This is a genomic window from Candidatus Pelagibacter sp. PS_34, from assembly GCF_059417845.1.
Genome location: NZ_CM182068.1, coordinates 1,008,452 through 1,024,936, shown reverse-complemented (window position 1 = coordinate 1,024,936; position 16,485 = coordinate 1,008,452). Strand labels below are relative to the sequence as shown.

18 protein-coding genes and 1 pseudogene are annotated in these 16,485 nt (G+C 28.5%); 6 read left to right on the top strand and 13 right to left on the bottom strand.

Translation table 11 applies throughout. From position 1 onward, the window contains the following. The 6 genes from cyoE to AC5SL3_RS05495 all read left to right on the top strand — a co-directional run bounded on the left by cyoE (window position 1) and on the right by AC5SL3_RS05495 (window position 4,887). Window positions 1-912, top strand: coding sequence for a heme o synthase (gene cyoE / locus AC5SL3_RS05520; protein WP_271623271.1), 912 nt, complete (start codon window positions 1-3; stop codon window positions 910-912). Between the two features lie 121 nt (window positions 913-1,033). Further along, window positions 1,034-1,570, top strand: coding sequence for a cytochrome c oxidase assembly protein (locus AC5SL3_RS05515; protein WP_494577831.1), 537 nt, complete (start codon window positions 1,034-1,036; stop codon window positions 1,568-1,570). Between the two features lie 2 nt (window positions 1,571-1,572). Next, window positions 1,573-2,361 carry a cytochrome c oxidase subunit 3 gene (locus AC5SL3_RS05510; RefSeq protein ID WP_494577830.1) on the top strand — a complete coding sequence of 263 codons (789 nt, stop codon included), beginning with the start codon at window positions 1,573-1,575 and terminating at the stop codon, window positions 2,359-2,361. 10 nt (window positions 2,362-2,371) lie between these two features. Next, entirely contained in the window at window positions 2,372-3,025 is a 654-nt protein-coding gene (locus AC5SL3_RS05505; protein WP_494577829.1) for an SURF1 family protein, read from the top strand. After that, on the top strand, window positions 3,026-4,405 hold the full coding sequence (gene thrC, locus AC5SL3_RS05500) for a threonine synthase (RefSeq protein ID WP_494577828.1): 1,380 nt from the start codon (window positions 3,026-3,028) through the stop codon (window positions 4,403-4,405). It abuts the gene before it with no gap. Further along, a complete protein-coding gene (locus AC5SL3_RS05495; RefSeq protein WP_494577826.1) occupies window positions 4,402-4,887 on the top strand; it encodes a peroxiredoxin in 486 nt (161 codons plus the stop codon). The genes thrC and AC5SL3_RS05495 overlap by 4 nt, the downstream gene beginning before the upstream one ends. On the opposite strand, the gene rnhA is transcribed toward AC5SL3_RS05495, so the two are convergent. The 13 genes and pseudogenes from rnhA to AC5SL3_RS05430 all read right to left on the bottom strand — a co-directional run bounded on the left by rnhA (window position 4,879) and on the right by AC5SL3_RS05430 (window position 16,479). Then, window positions 4,879-5,304: a ribonuclease HI gene (gene rnhA / locus AC5SL3_RS05490; RefSeq protein WP_011281491.1), complete on the bottom strand. Its 426-nt coding sequence runs from the start codon at window positions 5,302-5,304 to the stop codon at window positions 4,879-4,881. The genes AC5SL3_RS05495 and rnhA overlap by 9 nt on opposite strands. Continuing rightward, window positions 5,304-6,271 (bottom strand): annotated as a pseudogene (locus AC5SL3_RS05485) (homoserine kinase). The gene rnhA and the pseudogene AC5SL3_RS05485 overlap by 1 nt, the downstream one beginning before the upstream one ends. After that, on the bottom strand, window positions 6,272-7,216 hold the full coding sequence (gene ispH / locus AC5SL3_RS05480; RefSeq protein WP_494577824.1) for a 4-hydroxy-3-methylbut-2-enyl diphosphate reductase: 945 nt from the start codon (window positions 7,214-7,216) through the stop codon (window positions 6,272-6,274). It lies immediately after the preceding pseudogene. Then, window positions 7,206-8,144, bottom strand: coding sequence for a Brp/Blh family beta-carotene 15,15'-dioxygenase (locus AC5SL3_RS05475; RefSeq protein ID WP_494577823.1), 939 nt, complete (start codon window positions 8,142-8,144; stop codon window positions 7,206-7,208). The genes ispH and AC5SL3_RS05475 overlap by 11 nt, the downstream gene beginning before the upstream one ends. After that, window positions 8,134-9,210: a lycopene cyclase family protein gene (locus AC5SL3_RS05470; RefSeq protein WP_494577821.1), complete on the bottom strand. Its 1,077-nt coding sequence runs from the start codon at window positions 9,208-9,210 to the stop codon at window positions 8,134-8,136. The genes AC5SL3_RS05475 and AC5SL3_RS05470 overlap by 11 nt, the downstream gene beginning before the upstream one ends. After that, window positions 9,197-10,048, bottom strand: a complete 852-nt coding sequence (locus AC5SL3_RS05465; RefSeq protein ID WP_494577820.1) for a phytoene/squalene synthase family protein — start codon at window positions 10,046-10,048, stop codon at window positions 9,197-9,199. Before AC5SL3_RS05465 ends, AC5SL3_RS05470 begins: the two co-directional genes overlap by 14 nt. Further along, complete coding sequence (gene crtI / locus AC5SL3_RS05460; protein WP_006997788.1) at window positions 10,048-11,505, bottom strand: phytoene desaturase family protein; 1,458 nt, start codon at window positions 11,503-11,505, stop codon at window positions 10,048-10,050. The genes AC5SL3_RS05465 and crtI overlap by 1 nt, the downstream gene beginning before the upstream one ends. Before the next feature lie 39 nt (window positions 11,506-11,544). Then, on the bottom strand, window positions 11,545-12,051 hold the full coding sequence (locus AC5SL3_RS05455) for a F0F1 ATP synthase subunit B family protein (RefSeq protein ID WP_006997789.1): 507 nt from the start codon (window positions 12,049-12,051) through the stop codon (window positions 11,545-11,547). Continuing rightward, window positions 12,032-12,622: a F0F1 ATP synthase subunit B family protein gene (locus AC5SL3_RS05450; RefSeq protein WP_494577817.1), complete on the bottom strand. Its 591-nt coding sequence runs from the start codon at window positions 12,620-12,622 to the stop codon at window positions 12,032-12,034. The genes AC5SL3_RS05455 and AC5SL3_RS05450 overlap by 20 nt, the downstream gene beginning before the upstream one ends. A gap of 5 nt (window positions 12,623-12,627) precedes the next feature. Continuing rightward, a complete protein-coding gene (locus AC5SL3_RS05445) occupies window positions 12,628-12,855 on the bottom strand; it encodes a F0F1 ATP synthase subunit C (RefSeq protein ID WP_006997791.1) in 228 nt (75 codons plus the stop codon). A gap of 19 nt (window positions 12,856-12,874) precedes the next feature. Continuing rightward, a complete protein-coding gene (locus tag AC5SL3_RS05440; RefSeq protein ID WP_006997792.1) occupies window positions 12,875-13,609 on the bottom strand; it encodes a F0F1 ATP synthase subunit A in 735 nt (244 codons plus the stop codon). A gap of 12 nt (window positions 13,610-13,621) precedes the next feature. Next, window positions 13,622-13,897, bottom strand: coding sequence for an AtpZ/AtpI family protein (locus AC5SL3_RS05435; RefSeq protein WP_006997793.1), 276 nt, complete (start codon window positions 13,895-13,897; stop codon window positions 13,622-13,624). 8 nt (window positions 13,898-13,905) lie between these two features. Further along, window positions 13,906-16,479: a chromosome segregation SMC family protein gene (locus AC5SL3_RS05430; RefSeq protein WP_011281482.1), complete on the bottom strand. Its 2,574-nt coding sequence runs from the start codon at window positions 16,477-16,479 to the stop codon at window positions 13,906-13,908. Between the last annotated feature and the right edge of the window lie 6 nt (window positions 16,480-16,485).

Below are 16,485 nucleotides of genomic sequence, written 5' to 3'. Positions count from 1 at the left end.
ATGATTAACTCTAAATTAAAAAATAGAAATTTAAACCAAGTGAATGTGTTTAATTTTTCTGAATTATTCAAGCTAATGAAACCGAGAGTAATGTCTTTGGTAATCTTCACGTGTGCTGTGGGTTTATTAATGGCACCTTCTACAGTTTCTACAAAAGATGCAATGATTGCAATTCTTTTAGTATCAATTGGTGCAGGAGCCGCTGGTGCTCTAAATATGTGGTACGAATCTGATCTTGATGCATTAATGACAAGAACTTGCCTGAGACCAATTCCAATGGGAAAAGTTAATAAAAGCCAAGCCTTAATTTTTGGAACATCACTTTCATTTTTTTCAGTAATCGCATTAGATTATTTTGCTAATACAATTTCAGCAGTATTACTGCTGTTTACAATTTTATTTTATGTTTTTGTTTATACAATCTGGTTAAAGAGAAAAACTCCACAAAACATTGTCATTGGAGGTGCTGCAGGAGCATTACCGCCAGTAATTGGATGGACTATAGCAACTAACTCATTATCTCTTGAGCCAATAACCTTTTTTCTGATTATATTTTTTTGGACACCATCGCATTTTTGGGCGTTAAGTCTTTATAAATCAGATGATTATAAAAAGGCAAAAATTCCAATGCTTCCATTAACTAATGGGATAGAGAGCACTAAAATAAATATTTTAGTTTATTCATTATTAATGTTGCCAATGGTTATTTTACCCTACGCAATAGATTTTGTTGGATTAGTATTTCTAGTACCAGCCCTAATGCTTACATTGTATTATAACATTTTATGTTTTGAGCTTTATAAGTTTAAAAAAAATAAATTTAACCCCAAGAAAGCAAAAACAATATTTGGATATTCAATTTTATATTTATTTTTGATATTCGTTATTTTTTTGATAGATAAGATATTATGATGATACCAGACAAAAAAACTAAGCGAAAAAATATTTTAACAGCAGTAGCAATAATAGGATTTATGATATTTCTGTTTTTTTTTACACTTTATAATACTGGTGTTTTTGATAGATCAATATAGTGAAAAATAAAACCTTAACTCCAATTCTTTTAGCTGGAATATTTTTTTTAATGTTAGGACTCTCATTTGCTGCAGTACCCTTGTATGATTTATTTTGTAGAGTAACTGGGTTTGGTGGAACAACACAAATATCAAGAGAAGCGCCAGATATAATTTTAAACCAAAAAGTTAGCGTTCGTTTTGATACAAATGTAAATAAACTTCCTTGGAATTTTAAAGCAAAAAAAAATGTTATGGATGTTAAAATTGGTCAAGTGAACCGAATCGAATTTGAAGTTGAAAATTATGGCAATAAAACAACTTATGGAGTTGCATCTTTCAATGTTTCTCCATCATCATTTGGTAAATATTATAGCAAATTGGGATGTTTTTGTTTTGAAAAACAGGCCTTAAAAGCAGGCGAAAAGGCCACTTATATTATGACTTTTTATTTGGATCCAGAAATGGTAAATGATCCCAATACTAAAAATATTAAAGATGTAACTATGTCCTATACTTTTTTTTCATCAGATTACTATAACCAATCAAAATTATAAAAATGTCCGCAGAAAAAAAACATGACTATCATTTAGTAGACCCAAGTCCATGGCCTATCTACGTTTCATTTTCATGCTTAATTTTAGCAATAGGTTCAGTTTATTATCTACATAGCGAAGTTTCTTGGGGAATGTATTTGGGATTAGCACTACTATTATATGGAACATACATGTGGTTTAGAGATGTTGTTATCGAAGCAGAGCACCAAGGTCATCACACACCAGTAGTACAAATTCACCACAGATATGGAATGACATTGTTCATTGCTTCAGAAGTTATGTTCTTTGTTGCATGGTTTTGGGCTTATTTTGATGCAAGTTTATTTCCATCTTTAGCAATAGGAGGAATATGGCCACCTAAAGATGTTGTAACTTTTGATCCATGGGATATCCCACTAATCAATACATTAATTTTATTATTATCAGGAACGACAGTAACATGGTCACACCACGCATTGCTAGAAGGTGATAGAAAAAGCTTTATTCAAGGACTAGTTCTAACAGTGATACTTGGTTTTTCTTTTTCACTACTGCAAGTTTATGAATATCAGCATGCAACTTTTGATTTTGCAGGAAATATATATGGCTCAGTATTTTATATGGCAACAGGCTTTCATGGTTTTCACGTTATCATTGGTACTATATTTTTAGCAGTATGTTTAATGAGAGCAAGAAAAGGTCACTTTACTGAAGAGCATCACTTTGGATTTGAAGCAGCTGCTTGGTACTGGCACTTTGTAGATGTTGTTTGGCTATTCTTATTTGCTGCCATTTATATTTGGGGAAGTTAATTTTTAGCTCTTGAGATATAAATTTTTATTTTCTATTTTTGTATTTTTCTTTATTTCTGTCTTTCTAGCATTAGGGAGTTGGCAGATTATTAGACTTAATTGGAAATTAGAATTAATTAATCAAATAGAGTCATCTCTGAAAGACATACCTGTCAATTTATCAAATAGTAAACATAAAAATTATCTTAGAATTAAAACTAGAGGATCAATTGATTTTGAAAAACAAATTTATCTTTATAACTTAAATGAAAAAGGGAAACCGGGCTTTGAAGTTATTAACCCATTAAAAGTTGGAAATAATAACTATTTATTAAATAGAGGCTGGATACCATTTAATAAAAAAGAAGATGAAACTATAAACGTAATAGATGAAAACTATATTAATGGAGTTTTGAGAAAACAAATCAAACCCAATATGTTTAAGCCTGAAAACGATCTATCTGAAAATTACTGGTTTACATTAGATAGAGATGATATTTTTAAATTCACAGGTAAAAATTTTTCTCCTTATGTAATTTATCTTTCTGGAAATAATGAATTTCCTAAACCAAAATCAATTACAGCAAATATTTCAAATAATCATAAAAAATATGCATTAACTTGGTTTTCGTTAGCGATTTCAATTCTTTTAATATATTTATATTTGAGAAAAAAAAATTATTAGATGAAATATATAAGCACTAGAGATAATTCAAAAGAGTACAGTTTTGAGGAGGTATTTATCAAAGGACTAGCAGATGATGGTGGTCTATTTATCCCAAAAAAGATAAAAAAATACACTACTGAAGAATTAAACTCTTTAAGTAATTTAAGCTATCAAGACTTAGCAAAAAAAATAATTTTCCCATTTATTGGTGATTTCATGACAGAAGCAGAGCTGTCATTAATTGTAGACAAGTCATATTCTTCATTTCGAAAAGAGAACGTCGTTGATTTAATAAAAATTGGTGATACTAAGATTTTAGAATTATTTCATGGTCCAACACTTGCTTTTAAGGATATAGCAATGCAGTTACTTGGTAATTTTTATGAATATTATCTAAGTAAAAATAGTAAACAAATTAATATTATAGTTGCAACATCAGGAGATACTGGTGCTGCTGCTATAGATGCAATTAAGGGTAAAGAGAATATAAATATATTTGTTCTACACCCACACAATAAAGTTTCACAGGTTCAGAGAAAAATAATGTCTACAGTTAAAGAAAAAAATGTATTTAATATTGCTATAAATGGTAATTTTGATGATTGTCAAAATTTAGTTAAGGCAATGTTTGCAGATAAAGAATTCTCTAATTCAATAAACATGTCTGGTGTAAATTCAATAAATTGGGCAAGAATTATTGCACAAGCTGTTTATTATTTTTATACATATTTTCAAATACGGGATGACAGGCTTGTTAATTTTTCAGTTCCAACTGGTAATTTTGGCGATGTTTATGCTGGTTATCTTTCTAAAAAAATGGGTCTACCAATAAATAAACTTATAGTAGCGACAAATCAAAATGATATTTTGCATAGAGCAATCACAAATGGAAAATATGAAGCTGAAACAGTGATTGAAACAAATTCGCCAAGTATGGATATTCAAATTGCAAGTAATTTTGAAAGATTAATTTATGATTTAAATGATTTTAATGATGTTGAAACTGGCAATGTTATGAAAAAAATTAAAGAAGAGGGAAAATATATTATTCCAAAAGATAAATTACAAAAAATTAGTAAAGATTTTCTTTCAGAAAATATGAGTGAAACTGAAGTTTTAAATATTATTAAAGATGTTCATAATAGATATAATGTTATATTAGACCCCCACAGTGCAATAGGCTTTGGTGCATTAAAAAAAATTAACCTAGAAGGTAACAATATTGTTTTAGCAACAGCACATCCCTGTAAGTTTCCAGAGGCAATTGATAAATCAATTGGTATCAAGCCAAGTCTTCCAAATGAATTACAATATATAATGAATGAAAAAGAAAATTATGATATAATTTCAAATAATATAAATGAAACTCAAAAATATATTAAGGAAAAATTACAATGAAATTAAAAGAGAACGATAACATACCAAATTCAGAATTTTTTATTATGGAAGATGGTAATCCTACTAAAAAAAATACGCATGAATTTTATAAGGATAAAAAAATTGTTCTTTTTGGTTTACCAGGAGCATATACATCCGTTTGTTCAGCTAAACACTTGCCTGGATACGTAAATAATTATGAAAAATATAAAGAAAAAGGGATAGATCACGTCGTCTGTATTTCTGTAAATGATCCGTTTGTAATGGACTCTTGGGGAAAAAGCCAAAATGTAGAAAATAAAATTATAATGATGGCAGATCCTTTCTTAGAATTTACAAAAGCAATAGGTGCAGATGTAGATAAAAGTGCTAGAGGATTGGGAATTAGATCTAATAGATACACAATGTTAATTGATAATCTTAAAGTTATTAAATTACAAGAAGAGGAAGACGCCGGTGTTTGTGAAATTTCAGCAGCACAAAATTTTCTATCTTTAGTTTAATTCGGCAGCTTTTTTTGCGAGTAAATCTACTTCTTCATTTAGGGCATTACCTGCATGTGCTTTAACCCAAATCCATTTTATTTCAAATTGATTTGTTAGCTCGTATAGTTGTATCCAAAGTTCTTTATTTTTAACAGGTTCTTTCTTTGAAGTTTGCCAATTATTTTTTATCCATTTATGCACCCATTCAGTAATTCCTAATCTTACATATTGTGAGTCTGTATAGATTTCAATTTGATCATTTTGTTTAATTTGTTTTAAAGCCATAATAGGAGCCATCAATTCCATTTTATTATTAGTAGTGTCTTTTACGCTCCCACTAATTTCTTTGACTTCACCATTTTGGTTTATAATTGCAGCCCAACCACCATTACCGGGGTTATTTAAACATGATCCATCAGTATAAATTTTAATCATTACTTATAATAATCTTTATAGTGACCAAGATTATTGTGAATAATTAATTTTTGTAGATATTCCATAGGGTCTTTTATTTTAATCAAAGCAGTTTTTGGAGTGTTAAAATAATCATATATCCTTGTTAAAAGATATCGTAATGCAGCACCTCTACACATTACATTTAGCGCATCTTTTTCTTTTTTAGATAAAGTTCTTATACTTTCATATCCATTAATTAAGTTTTTAATCTTACTACTATTCATTACAAACTTATTTTTTTTTTATCAAAGCATAAAGCATTAATGCAGATTGCAATTTCATATATCAAATAGTCATTAGATGAAAAATAAAAATCAATAAAACCCGAAAATTTATTTTTATCAAAAAAAATATTATCTATAAAAAGATCACCATGAATAATTCCTTGAGGTAGATTTTTGGGCCATTTATTTTTGATATCTTTTAGACACAGGTTGAGCGTGTTTTTAAGATTAGGTGTAATTTGATTAGATTTAAATTTTATAGTTTTCAACAAACCATTAAGTCTATGTATCGACATAGAATTTTGCCTATATAATTTTAATTTTGTAGTAACTTTATGAAATTTTGCAATATTTTTTCCCACATCAAAACAGTTTTTATTGTTAAGGATTGTTTTATCTTTGCCTTCTAAAAAAGTTACAATACAGGCTGATTTTGTTTTAATATTGGTTATATGTGTTCCTTTTTTAGTTCTTAAAGGTTTAGGACAAATAATTTTTTTATGATTTAACTTCTCCATTAAATTCATAAAAAAAGGTAGATCCTTTTTTTTAACCCGCTTTTCAAAAATTGTTAAAATAAATTTATTCTGTTTTGTTTTTAATAAATAATTTGTATTTTCAATTCCTTTTTTTACACCTTGGAATTTTTCTATTTTATTAATTTGATAATTGTTAATTAATGATGAAATATCTTTTTTAATTAACTTCGTGTATACAGCCATTTAATTCAATTTTCCTGGAACTTTAAATACAATGTTTTCTTTTATGATCTCAACTATTTCAATTTTTACTTTAAATTTACTTTTAATTTCGTTAATAAAGTTTTCAACTAAAATTTCTGGTGCAGAAGCTCCAGAGGAAATACCAATAACTTTACAATTTTCTAATTTTTCAAATGGAATTTCACTATCGGAGTGTATCAATTCAGAATGAGGACACCCTGATTGTTCAGCTACCTCAACTAGGCGCACAGAGTTTGAAGAATTTCTGCTTCCTAAAACAAAAAACATGTCACATTTTTTAGCTATATTTTTTACAGCAGATTGACGATTAGTAGTTGCGTAACAAATATCCTCTTTAAATGGTTCTTTAATTTTAGGAAACTTTTTTTTTAAAGCTTTAATTATATTTTTTGTGTCATCAACTGAGAGTGTTGTCTGGGTAACATAAGCAATTTTTTTATTATCATCTAGTTCATAAGTCTCAACATCATGCTCATCCTGAATTAAATCAATTGAGCTTTCAGGCAATTGCCCCATAGTTCCTATAACTTCGGGATGATTAATATGTCCTATAAGGACAATATGGTATCCAGCTTTATAAAGATTTTCTGCTTCTCTATGTACTTTGGATACAAGTGGACAAGTAGCATCTATATATTCCATTTTATAGCCATTTGCTTGTTGTGGTACTGACTTTGGAACACCATGAGCAGAAAATATTACAGGCCTACTTTTATCTTTAATCTCATCAAGTTCTTCTACAAATATTGCACCAATTGCCTTAAGACTATCCACAACATATTTGTTATGAACTATTTCATGACGCACATAAACTGGAGCTCCATATTTTGTAATACTTTTTTTGACAATTTCTATAGCTCGCTCAACACCAGCGCAAAAGCCACGTGGTGCTGATAATAATATTTTAATTTCTTTATTTTTCATTTTTTTCTAGAAAGTATTCAAGCAATATATGTGGAAAGGTTAAGGACGCCAAACCAATAAATATAACTTTATATATTGCCTCGTTTACTAGGTAGTGATTTGAAAGATAATATAAGCTTAACAAATAGAAAATAGCAGTCAAAATCGTCAAGGGCGCAGCTTTTTTGATAAAAATTAATAGCCCATTATTAAAATTATATTTATCTAATTCAGAAATTAATGAGAGAGAGTGCCTAAAAGAATGCAAAAAGCAAAAATATAATGTGAAGGCGACCAAAGGTGCAAAGAAGTAATTTAAAATTAAAATTGAAGTGAAGTCAAAAAATATTAATAAGTTAACTAGTTTAAAATCTTTTAAAAAAAAATAAATATTTGTGAGTAAGGAGATTAAAAAAATAAAAGAAATTATATAATTATTTTCTATAAAATTTAAAAATAAATAAAAACTTTCATTTTGTATTAATAATAATTTAAAAATATTGATTGTTTCAACAAAATGAAACATTAAGGGTGCAATAATAATTAATATTCCTTTTAGAAAATAAAGAATTATATTTATGTTAGATTTTTTAGTTATTAGAAATTCTGTATCTTCTTTACCAAAATGATAGGCAGCAACAACTAAAAAAATAATCAGTGATAAAGTTGGCATAAGCAGCCAAATAACAATTATAGTAGCAGCAATTATTAAATAAATTAAATAAAAATAATAAATATTATTAATATTATATAATTTTATCAGTGTTTTACCTTTTTGATTGTCCAATGCACCATGTGAGATTCCAATTGATAGGATTAGTAATAGACAAATAATTGGAGATATAGACAGACTTTTAAATTGATCAAAAATAAGAGCAAGTGAAGTAGAAAAAAATAAAAAAATAATAGAATGAAAGAAATTAATTTTTTTAATTTGATTATTTATCATTTTTAAAAAATATTTTGATAAAAAGCCATTTAGGCATTTTAAGTATTATAAATAAATCTTGTAATAAACTACTTTTATTGGACAAAAATTTAATAATTGTCTCAGGCGAATTGTTAAACATATCAAAAAATATATTTGCCATTTTTTCAGGATGGTAATTAAGAACTTTTAAAAATATTTTGTCCAAAAATTTATATTTTTTATTAATTTCATATCCTTTACTCTCTTTGATAGTGTGAATATTTTTTCTTATGTATTTGCTGTGCTCTTGTATATTTAAAAAAGTATAACCAGTACTCAATCGAGTCATTCCCCCAGCAGTACCTATATTCATTTTATTTCTTTCATTAGAAACTGTGGGATGAAATAATGGGATTGCACCTACTTCGCTATAGTTAACCTTATAATCTCTGATATTAAGATGATTTCTTATATAATTTTTTAATTGTTCATCATAATCTTTTAAAGAATCATTTTTTATCTTAGATAACCAAGTAGTTTCAATTAAAGCTTTATTTTTTGTATAAGGTAATGTGTAAAAAAAATGAACACTATCACGTTGATCACAATCAAAATCCATCAAATTAAAAATTTCATCATCAAATACATTTTTTTTAGTTTCGATCTCAATACCTTTAAAATGTTGCCAGAGCTTATCCTCTTTAGAATCCAGTAGGGGAACGCTATTAAAGATAAAAGCACTATTTAGGTCTATTTCATTAGTATTTTTGTAAAAGCTAATATTTTTATTTTTTTTTAATCGTGTATTTATTTTTTCATAAAATAAACCACTATCTATAGCTTCATAAGGTAATCCGTTGCACTCTAAAAATTTTGTTTTTCCAGGTATATTTATTGAAAAATTATTCCAACTTTTCTGAACACAATCTTGAAAGTTATGATCTATGGTCTTCCAATAAGACCAAGTCTTATCTCTTTTGTATTCTAATCGTGGCTCTATGATTGCTAAAGTTGCATCTTTTAGTTTGTTATGAAGGTCTAGCTCATACGCAAGTGACAATCCTGCACATCCACCTCCAATTATGATATAATCAAATTCTTTCATTTAAATCTATTTCTTCATTGATTAAAAGATGCTCTTTATTTCTAAGGTGGTTTTTTTCATTTATAAATATGAGTTTTATCAAGTCTAATATAGATAGAAATGTTTGGTACAACTTGCCTAAATTAGTTACATAGATTTTTCTACTCTTATTATAATTATATATATTTTCTTTATGTAAAATTTTAGCACCAATTTTTCTATAAATTCTTCTAGCAACAAGTATTGCAAACCTAAACCTAAAAGGAATTTCTTTTATAGAGGCAAAGGAGCTTTCGTAGAACAAATCAGCCATACTTAATGTATTCTTTATAGTCTCGAAGTCATGATTAATATAAAATCTATTATTATTCATATCCTCAATTACATCTCTTGAAATATTTGTTAATTGCATTGCAATACCAAGATCTATTGCTGATTTCATGGAGTTTTTATTTTGTACACCTAAAATTTTTGCCATCATTAAGCCTACAGTACCAGCAACCCTATAAGAGTATATTAACAATTCTTTTTTTTTGTTAAATTTAACTACCTCATTTAAATCAGACTCAATACCATCAAATAAATCTTCAACAATCTTGATTGAAATTTTATTTTCCTCCATAAGGATCCACATATTTTTTATTATCAAATTATCAAAATTTTTATTTATAAAATTATTCTTAAAAATTAATAAATTTTTCTTTTTAATACTTAGTTCATTTTTATCATCAGCAATATTATCTATTGTTCGACAAAAATCATAAAGAGATGAGCATTTTTCATAAATATTTTTTGGTAAAAAAAAACCTGCCCAGTTAAACGACTTGGCATAAATAGATAAATAATTATTTTTTGACATTATAATATTTTATCTAAAACCTTTGCTGAAGAGAGTACACCTGGAACCCCTGCACCGGGGTGCGTTCCTGCTCCAACAAAGTATAATCCATCATAAATTTCTGATTTATTATGAAATCTAAAATATGCAGATTGAGTAAATTTTGGCTGAATCGAAAAACCTGATCCAAATTTGGTATTCAATTCATTTTCAAAATAATCTGGCGTTAAGTAGAAATCTTCAATAATATTTTTTCTAAGATTCGGTAGTAATGCTTTTTCCATTTTATCTATTACTAAATTCTTCATTTTTTCACCTTCAATTTTCCAATCAATTTTGGATTGATTGTTTGGGACGGGTACAAGAACATAAAAGCAATCATTTCCTTCAGGCGCCATTGATTTGTCTGTAGCTGATGGTCTATGAAGGTAATAGCTTATGTCATCATTTAATTTTTTATTATCAAAAATATCACACAGGTGTTCTTTATATTTATCACCAAATTTGATTGTGTGATGCTCAACATCTGGGTATGTTTTTTTTGTTCCAAAATAGTAAACAAATAGACCCATAGAATACTGCATTCGATTTTGTTTCCATTTAAATAGAGGGCTTGTTTTATTTAGACTTAGAAGTTTTTCATATACAGCAGGAGGATCAGCATTACATATTACATTATTTGAAAGTATTTCTTTTTGATTGTCTAATTTTACTCCACTAATTTTTCCATTACTTGAAATTATTTCTGTTACTTCATGTCCCTTGATTAATTCAATTTCTTGTTCAATCATTAATTTTTCTAAGCCACTGATTATGTTCCCAGTTCCACCCATTGAGTAATGTATGCCCCATTTTTTTTCGAGATATAGAATTAATCCGTATATTGATGTTGTAGTAAAGGGGTTTCCGCCAACTAATAGAGGATGCATACTTAGCATACGTCTTAATTTTTCATTTTTTATATATGAAGAAACTAATGAATAAACTGATTTATAGCTTTTAAGTTTTAGTAAAGAAGGCAATTGTTTCATCATCACAAGAGGTTTATCAAATGGAACATCAGCTAGTTCTGTGAAACCTTTATCAAATATTTTTTTTGTAAATTTTACAAGTTGTTCATATCCTTTGACATCATCTTTGTTTATTTCTTCAATTTGTTTTTTCATTTGATCTTCATCACCAGAGTAATCAAATACTCCTCCATCTTCATAAATAAATCTATACCAAATTTTTAAGGGAGTGAGTTTTATGTAATCTTGAGACTTCTTATTAAATAAAGTGAAAAGCTCTTCAATTAGATATGGCGCAGTAATTACTGTTGGACCAGCGTCAAAAGTAAAACCATTTTTTTTAAACACTCTAGCTCTTCCACCCAAGTCAGGGTGTTTTTCTATTAAAGTTACTTTATGATTTTTGGCTCTTAATCTTAATGCTGCAGCTATACCACCAAATCCAGAACCAATGACAATAGATTTCATTGGGTTAATTTATAGTTTTTTTAAAAAATTGTAAGGTAATTATGAGCTTATTTTTTTTAAAGCTATTTTTGTTTCTTCAAGGTTTTTTTCAAAAAGACCATCAAGTTTTGATTTATCAACAGATGTGTTAATAATTTTTTTAACAGAATCAACAGCAATTTTAATTGAAACATCTTTTATTTCTTTAAGTGCAGCTTCTTTCATTTGTGAAATTTTATTTTCTGCTAAACTTTTTTTAATTTCTGAAGATTTATGAAATTTATCATTCATTTCGATTATAAGATGATCGCTATCTTTTTTGGCTTGTTGTAAAATATCATTGCTCACAGTTTGTGCGGTATCAAGTTTATTTTGAGCGTTATCTAATAAAACCTTTGCCTCTTGTCTTAGTTTTTCACTTTCATCTATTTCATTTTTAATATCAAGGATAAGCTTATTTAAAAGTTCATTAATCTTTTGAGGTATTTTTAAATAAACTAAAGCTCCAATAAATATTAAAAAGGATATAGCTACCCAAAAAGTTGCATCAATTACCATAATATTCATCCATTTTTTTTCTTGAAAGATCTTCTACTATTGCAGAAATACTACTACTGTTAACTTCAGTTCCTATTAGTTCCTGCAGTAAGTCCGAAGAGGTCTCTACAGCAATTTTTTTGATTTTTTCTGGTGCATTATCTCTAAAAGTTTTTATCTCAATCTCAGCTTTATTAACTTCTTCATCAAGCTCTTTTTCCAGTATTTCCTTCTTTACACCAATATCTTTCAGTACTTTTTCTCTAGCTTGTTTAAAATAGTTTTTTGCTTCATTCTTGCTAGATTGTACTATCTTTTCGTATTCTTCAATTTTTTGTTCACTTTCTTCTCTTTGTTTTTCCGCAGCCTCAATATTTTCTAAAATTTGAGATTTTCTAGTTTCTAGATTGGCACTTATTTTTGGAAGTATAAGTTTAGATAAAACAACATATAAAATTCCAAAAGTAATAATTAACCAAAAAATTTGAGAAACCCAAAACTCTGGATTTAATTGAGGCATTCCACCGCTTTCAGCTGCAAAAGCTTCCATAAAAAACAGGAAGCTTAAAAATATCGACTGAAAAAATATTTTTTTAATCATTAAATTTAAAATGCAAATAAAATAATTAACGCTACAACTAATCCAAATAGGCCAGTTGCTTCAGCTAAAGCAAAACCTAATAAAAGATTAGGAAATTGTTTTTGAGCTGCAGATGGGTTCCTCATCGCGCCAGAAAGGTAATTACCAAAGATAATTCCGATCCCAACACCGGCACCCGCTAGAGCTATTGCTGCTAGTCCTGCTCCGATCATTTTTGCTGCTTCTAATTCCATTATATCCTCCTTATGTTAGTTAATGGTGTAAATTTAATGCATCATTCAAGTAGATGCAGGTTAAGATTGCGAAAACATATGCTTGAAGAAAAGCAACTAGTATTTCCAAGCCAGTTAATGCAACCGAAAAACTCAGTGGAAGCCATCCACCAACTATTCCAAGGCTTATTACAAAGCCTCCGAAAACTTTCATCATTGTATGACCAGCCATCATGTTTGCAAATAAACGAACTGAAAGACTAACTGGTCTACTTAAGTAAGAAATTATTTCTATAACAACTATTAGTGGTAATAGTACAGCAGGTACTCCGCTAGGTACAAATAGTTTTAAATATCCTAATCCATGTTTCATAAATCCAATAATTGTTACACCCACAAAAATAAATGAAGCCAAGATAAAAGTAACAATGATATGACTAGTTACTGTAAAGGCATAAGGGATCATCCCAAACATGTTACAGAATAGCACAAACATAAATATTGAGAAGATAAACGCAAAGTAAGGTTTTGCTTTTGATCCTGCGGTATCACTAATCATTTTGGAAACAAAAGTGTAACTTAATTCAGAAAGAAGTTGCATCTTGCTTGGTAGTAAAGAATTTTTTTTTGACCCTAAATTAAAAATTAGTAAGATTGCAAGAGAACTAATCACCATAAACAAGCTTGCATTTGTGAAAGAAATATCTATTGCGCCTAATTTAATTTCTGGTCCAATTCTATAAACTTCGAATTGGTTCATTGGGTTTGTAGCCATAATTTTTTAAGTCTATTTTTGCATATTTTTTGCAGATCTGAATACGTTTATAATTCCAGCAACAACACCTACAAAAAAAAATATTAATATTAACCAGGGCTTAGTACCAAAGGTCTTGTCTAAAATAAACCCTATAATTGTCCCAACTGCTACTGCGGACACTAATTCTGTACTTAATTTAAAGGCAGTTCCAATAGAAGAGGGTGCCTCTTCATTTTTATACAGATTTTTCTTAGAAAGCTTATTTTTTGCAATCTCCAAGCGAGTTTTAAGGCTATCTTTTGGCATTCAAATTATTAAGCAACCATGCTCTCTGCTTTTTGTAAATCAACAGCAACAAGTTGGCTAATACCTTTTTCAGGCATTGTAACTCCATAAAGTCTATTCATTTTTGACATAGTTAGAGCATGGTGAGTTACGATAATAAATTTAGTGTCAGTTATTTTAGTTAAATCATCAAGAAGTCCACAAAATCTTGTTACGTTAGCATCATCTAGTGGAGCATCAACCTCATCTAAAACACAGATTGGAGATGGGTTAGTAAGGAACACTGCAAAAATAAGAGACAAGGCTGTTAAAGCTTGTTCACCACCAGATAATAAAGTTATAGACTGAAGTCTTTTACCAGGAGGACTTACCAGCATTTCTAAACCAGCTTCAAGTGGATCATCAGAGTCTACTAACTCTAGTTTTGCATTTCCACCATTAAATAGTTTTGTATAAACTTCATTAAATTTTCTATTAACTTTTTCAAAAGCTTCTAACAGTCTTTCTCTTCCTTTTTGATTTAATTCATTAATACTTTCTTTTAATTTTATAATAGCAGATACAAGATCTTCTCTATCTTGTTCCATTTTTTTAATTTCTATTTCATATTTACTAGTTTCTTCATCAGCTCTAAGGTTAACTGATCCCAATTTTTCTCTTTCATTTTTTTTTTTATCTAAAGCATCTTCTTGCGCAACAGAGTCAGGTAGCTCTTCAACACCATTTAAATTAGAATTTTCTAGAATATCATTTTCTTCAAGATTAAGTTCAGAACTAACTCTTTCTAACAGATCTTCTTTACGTTTTTTTAAACCTTCAACAGTTGCTCCTGAGCTTGCTTTTCTTTCTCTGATTTGAATAGATCTTTCTTGAACGTCATTTAACTCAAGTCTTAAAGAGTTTATCTTTTTATCTGTTTCTTCAATTATTTTTTCATTTTCAATTTTTTCATTTTGTGAAATTCTTAGACCCTCAGTAATTTGCCCTTTTCTTTCTGCTTGGGCTTTGGGTTGTTGATCACGCTCATTTAACTGTGATAGTAATTTATTTTTTCTTTCAGTTAATTCTGTTACCATTTTTTCAGAATTAGAGAGTAAGTTTTTCCAACTTTCAACTTCTGATTCTATGGCTTTAATTCTTTCATTTCTTTTTACAGACTCTTTTTTTATTGATTGATTTTTACTAAAACTATCAGCATATTTTTCTTGCAATAATTTTATATTTTCATTTTTTTCATTAATATTAGAAAGCTTTTTCTTACTCTCTTCATCTTCAAGATTATCTAAAAAACCATCTATTTCAATTTGACATCTATCAAGTAAAGTAAGCGCTTGATTAATTTCATTGTTATTAATCAATTCTTTAGCTCTGGTGATTGTATTTTTAACATTTTTAATTGGCCCAATAGCAATATTTATATTTCCATCAGCAAAAATATTAATAATTTCATCAACAGATTTTTGTTCATCTTTTAATAGGTTTTTTGCCTTCTCAAGATCTTCGTTTGATAATTTTTCTGTTTCAAAATATTTAGAATCTATTTCTATTAATTCAGCTTTCTCTTCTTTTAGGCGTCTTTCATTTGAGTTAGCATCAATTACAATCCCCTTTTCTCTGTCTATATCTTCCTCGATAGTTTTTAGGGATTTTTTAATATTTTCAATTTCATCTTGAGTTCTAACATTTTCTTCATCTAAATTTTGTAGCTCTAAATTTAATCTTTGAATTTTGGATAGATTTTCTATATTTTTTTCTCTTAAGGGAGAAACTTTATCTGTTTCAGTTTTAATTAAATTTTCAAATTGAGCAATCTGTTGATTGAAGTTACTTACCTCTCCTTCAGCTTCATTGTTAATTTCATTTTCTATTCTAATCTCATTATCAATGTCTAATAATTTTAAATAATATAGCCCTGCTTCAATTTTTTTTATTTCTTCAGATATAAGTTTATATTTCGTTGCCTCTTCAGCTTGTTTCTGAAGGTTTGCTAATTGTTTTTCTTGTTGTCTTCTTAATTCATCAGCTCTTTTTAAGTTTGTCTCTGCAGCATTTAATCTAAGTTCAGCCTCATGTCTTCTCACATGTAACCCTGAAATATTAGCTGCTTCCTCCAAGATTGCACGCCTGTCAGTAGGCTTAGCAGTTACTAAAGCTCCAATTCGTCCCTGACTAATCATTGATGGTGAATGAGCACCCGTAGATAAATCTGCAAAAAACATTTGAGCGTCTCTAGCTCTAACTTCTTTGTCATTTATATAAAATTTTGAACCCTTATCTTTTTCAATCTTTCTTCTAACTTCAATATGATCTAAATCTTTATATTGCATTGGACCATCATGACTTGCATTATCTACACTAATAGAAACCTCTGCTATATTTTTAGAAGATTTATTAGATGTGCCATTAAAGATAACATCTTCCATACCTGAACCACGCATACTCTTAGCTGAGGTTTCACCCATAACCCATCTTAAGGATTCCACAATATTAGATTTCCCACAACCGTTTGGACCAACGATGCCGGTTAAGCCATGCTCTATTAGAAAATTTGTTTTTTCAGCAAATGATTTAAATCCATTTAATTGGATTTTTTTAAACTCCATGGACTA

Coding starts and splice junctions, on each gene's coding strand:
- AC5SL3_RS05510 (WP_494577830.1), top strand. CDS start 1,573: ATGTCCGCAGAAAAAAAACATGACTATCATTTAGTAGACCCAAGTCCA.
- AC5SL3_RS05475 (WP_494577823.1), bottom strand. CDS start 8,144: ATGATAAATAATCAAATTAAAAAAATTAATTTCTTTCATTCTATTATT.
- AC5SL3_RS05445 (WP_006997791.1), bottom strand. CDS start 12,855: ATGGAATTAGAAGCAGCAAAAATGATCGGAGCAGGACTAGCAGCAATA.
- AC5SL3_RS05495 (WP_494577826.1), top strand. CDS start 4,402: ATGAAATTAAAAGAGAACGATAACATACCAAATTCAGAATTTTTTATT.
- AC5SL3_RS05440 (WP_006997792.1), bottom strand. CDS start 13,609: ATGGCTACAAACCCAATGAACCAATTCGAAGTTTATAGAATTGGACCA.
- thrC (WP_494577828.1), top strand. CDS start 3,026: ATGAAATATATAAGCACTAGAGATAATTCAAAAGAGTACAGTTTTGAG.
- ispH (WP_494577824.1), bottom strand. CDS start 7,216: ATGAAAAATAAAGAAATTAAAATATTATTATCAGCACCACGTGGCTTT.
- AC5SL3_RS05455 (WP_006997789.1), bottom strand. CDS start 12,051: ATGAATATTATGGTAATTGATGCAACTTTTTGGGTAGCTATATCCTTT.
- AC5SL3_RS05435 (WP_006997793.1), bottom strand. CDS start 13,897: ATGCCAAAAGATAGCCTTAAAACTCGCTTGGAGATTGCAAAAAATAAG.
- AC5SL3_RS05470 (WP_494577821.1), bottom strand. CDS start 9,210: ATGAAAGAATTTGATTATATCATAATTGGAGGTGGATGTGCAGGATTG.
- rnhA (WP_011281491.1), bottom strand. CDS start 5,304: ATGATTAAAATTTATACTGATGGATCATGTTTAAATAACCCCGGTAAT.
- crtI (WP_006997788.1), bottom strand. CDS start 11,505: ATGAAATCTATTGTCATTGGTTCTGGATTTGGTGGTATAGCTGCAGCA.
- AC5SL3_RS05450 (WP_494577817.1), bottom strand. CDS start 12,622: ATGATTAAAAAAATATTTTTTCAGTCGATATTTTTAAGCTTCCTGTTT.
- AC5SL3_RS05465 (WP_494577820.1), bottom strand. CDS start 10,048: ATGTCAAAAAATAATTATTTATCTATTTATGCCAAGTCGTTTAACTGG.
- AC5SL3_RS05430 (WP_011281482.1), bottom strand. CDS start 16,479: ATGGAGTTTAAAAAAATCCAATTAAATGGATTTAAATCATTTGCTGAA.
- cyoE (WP_271623271.1), top strand. CDS start 1: ATGATTAACTCTAAATTAAAAAATAGAAATTTAAACCAAGTGAATGTG.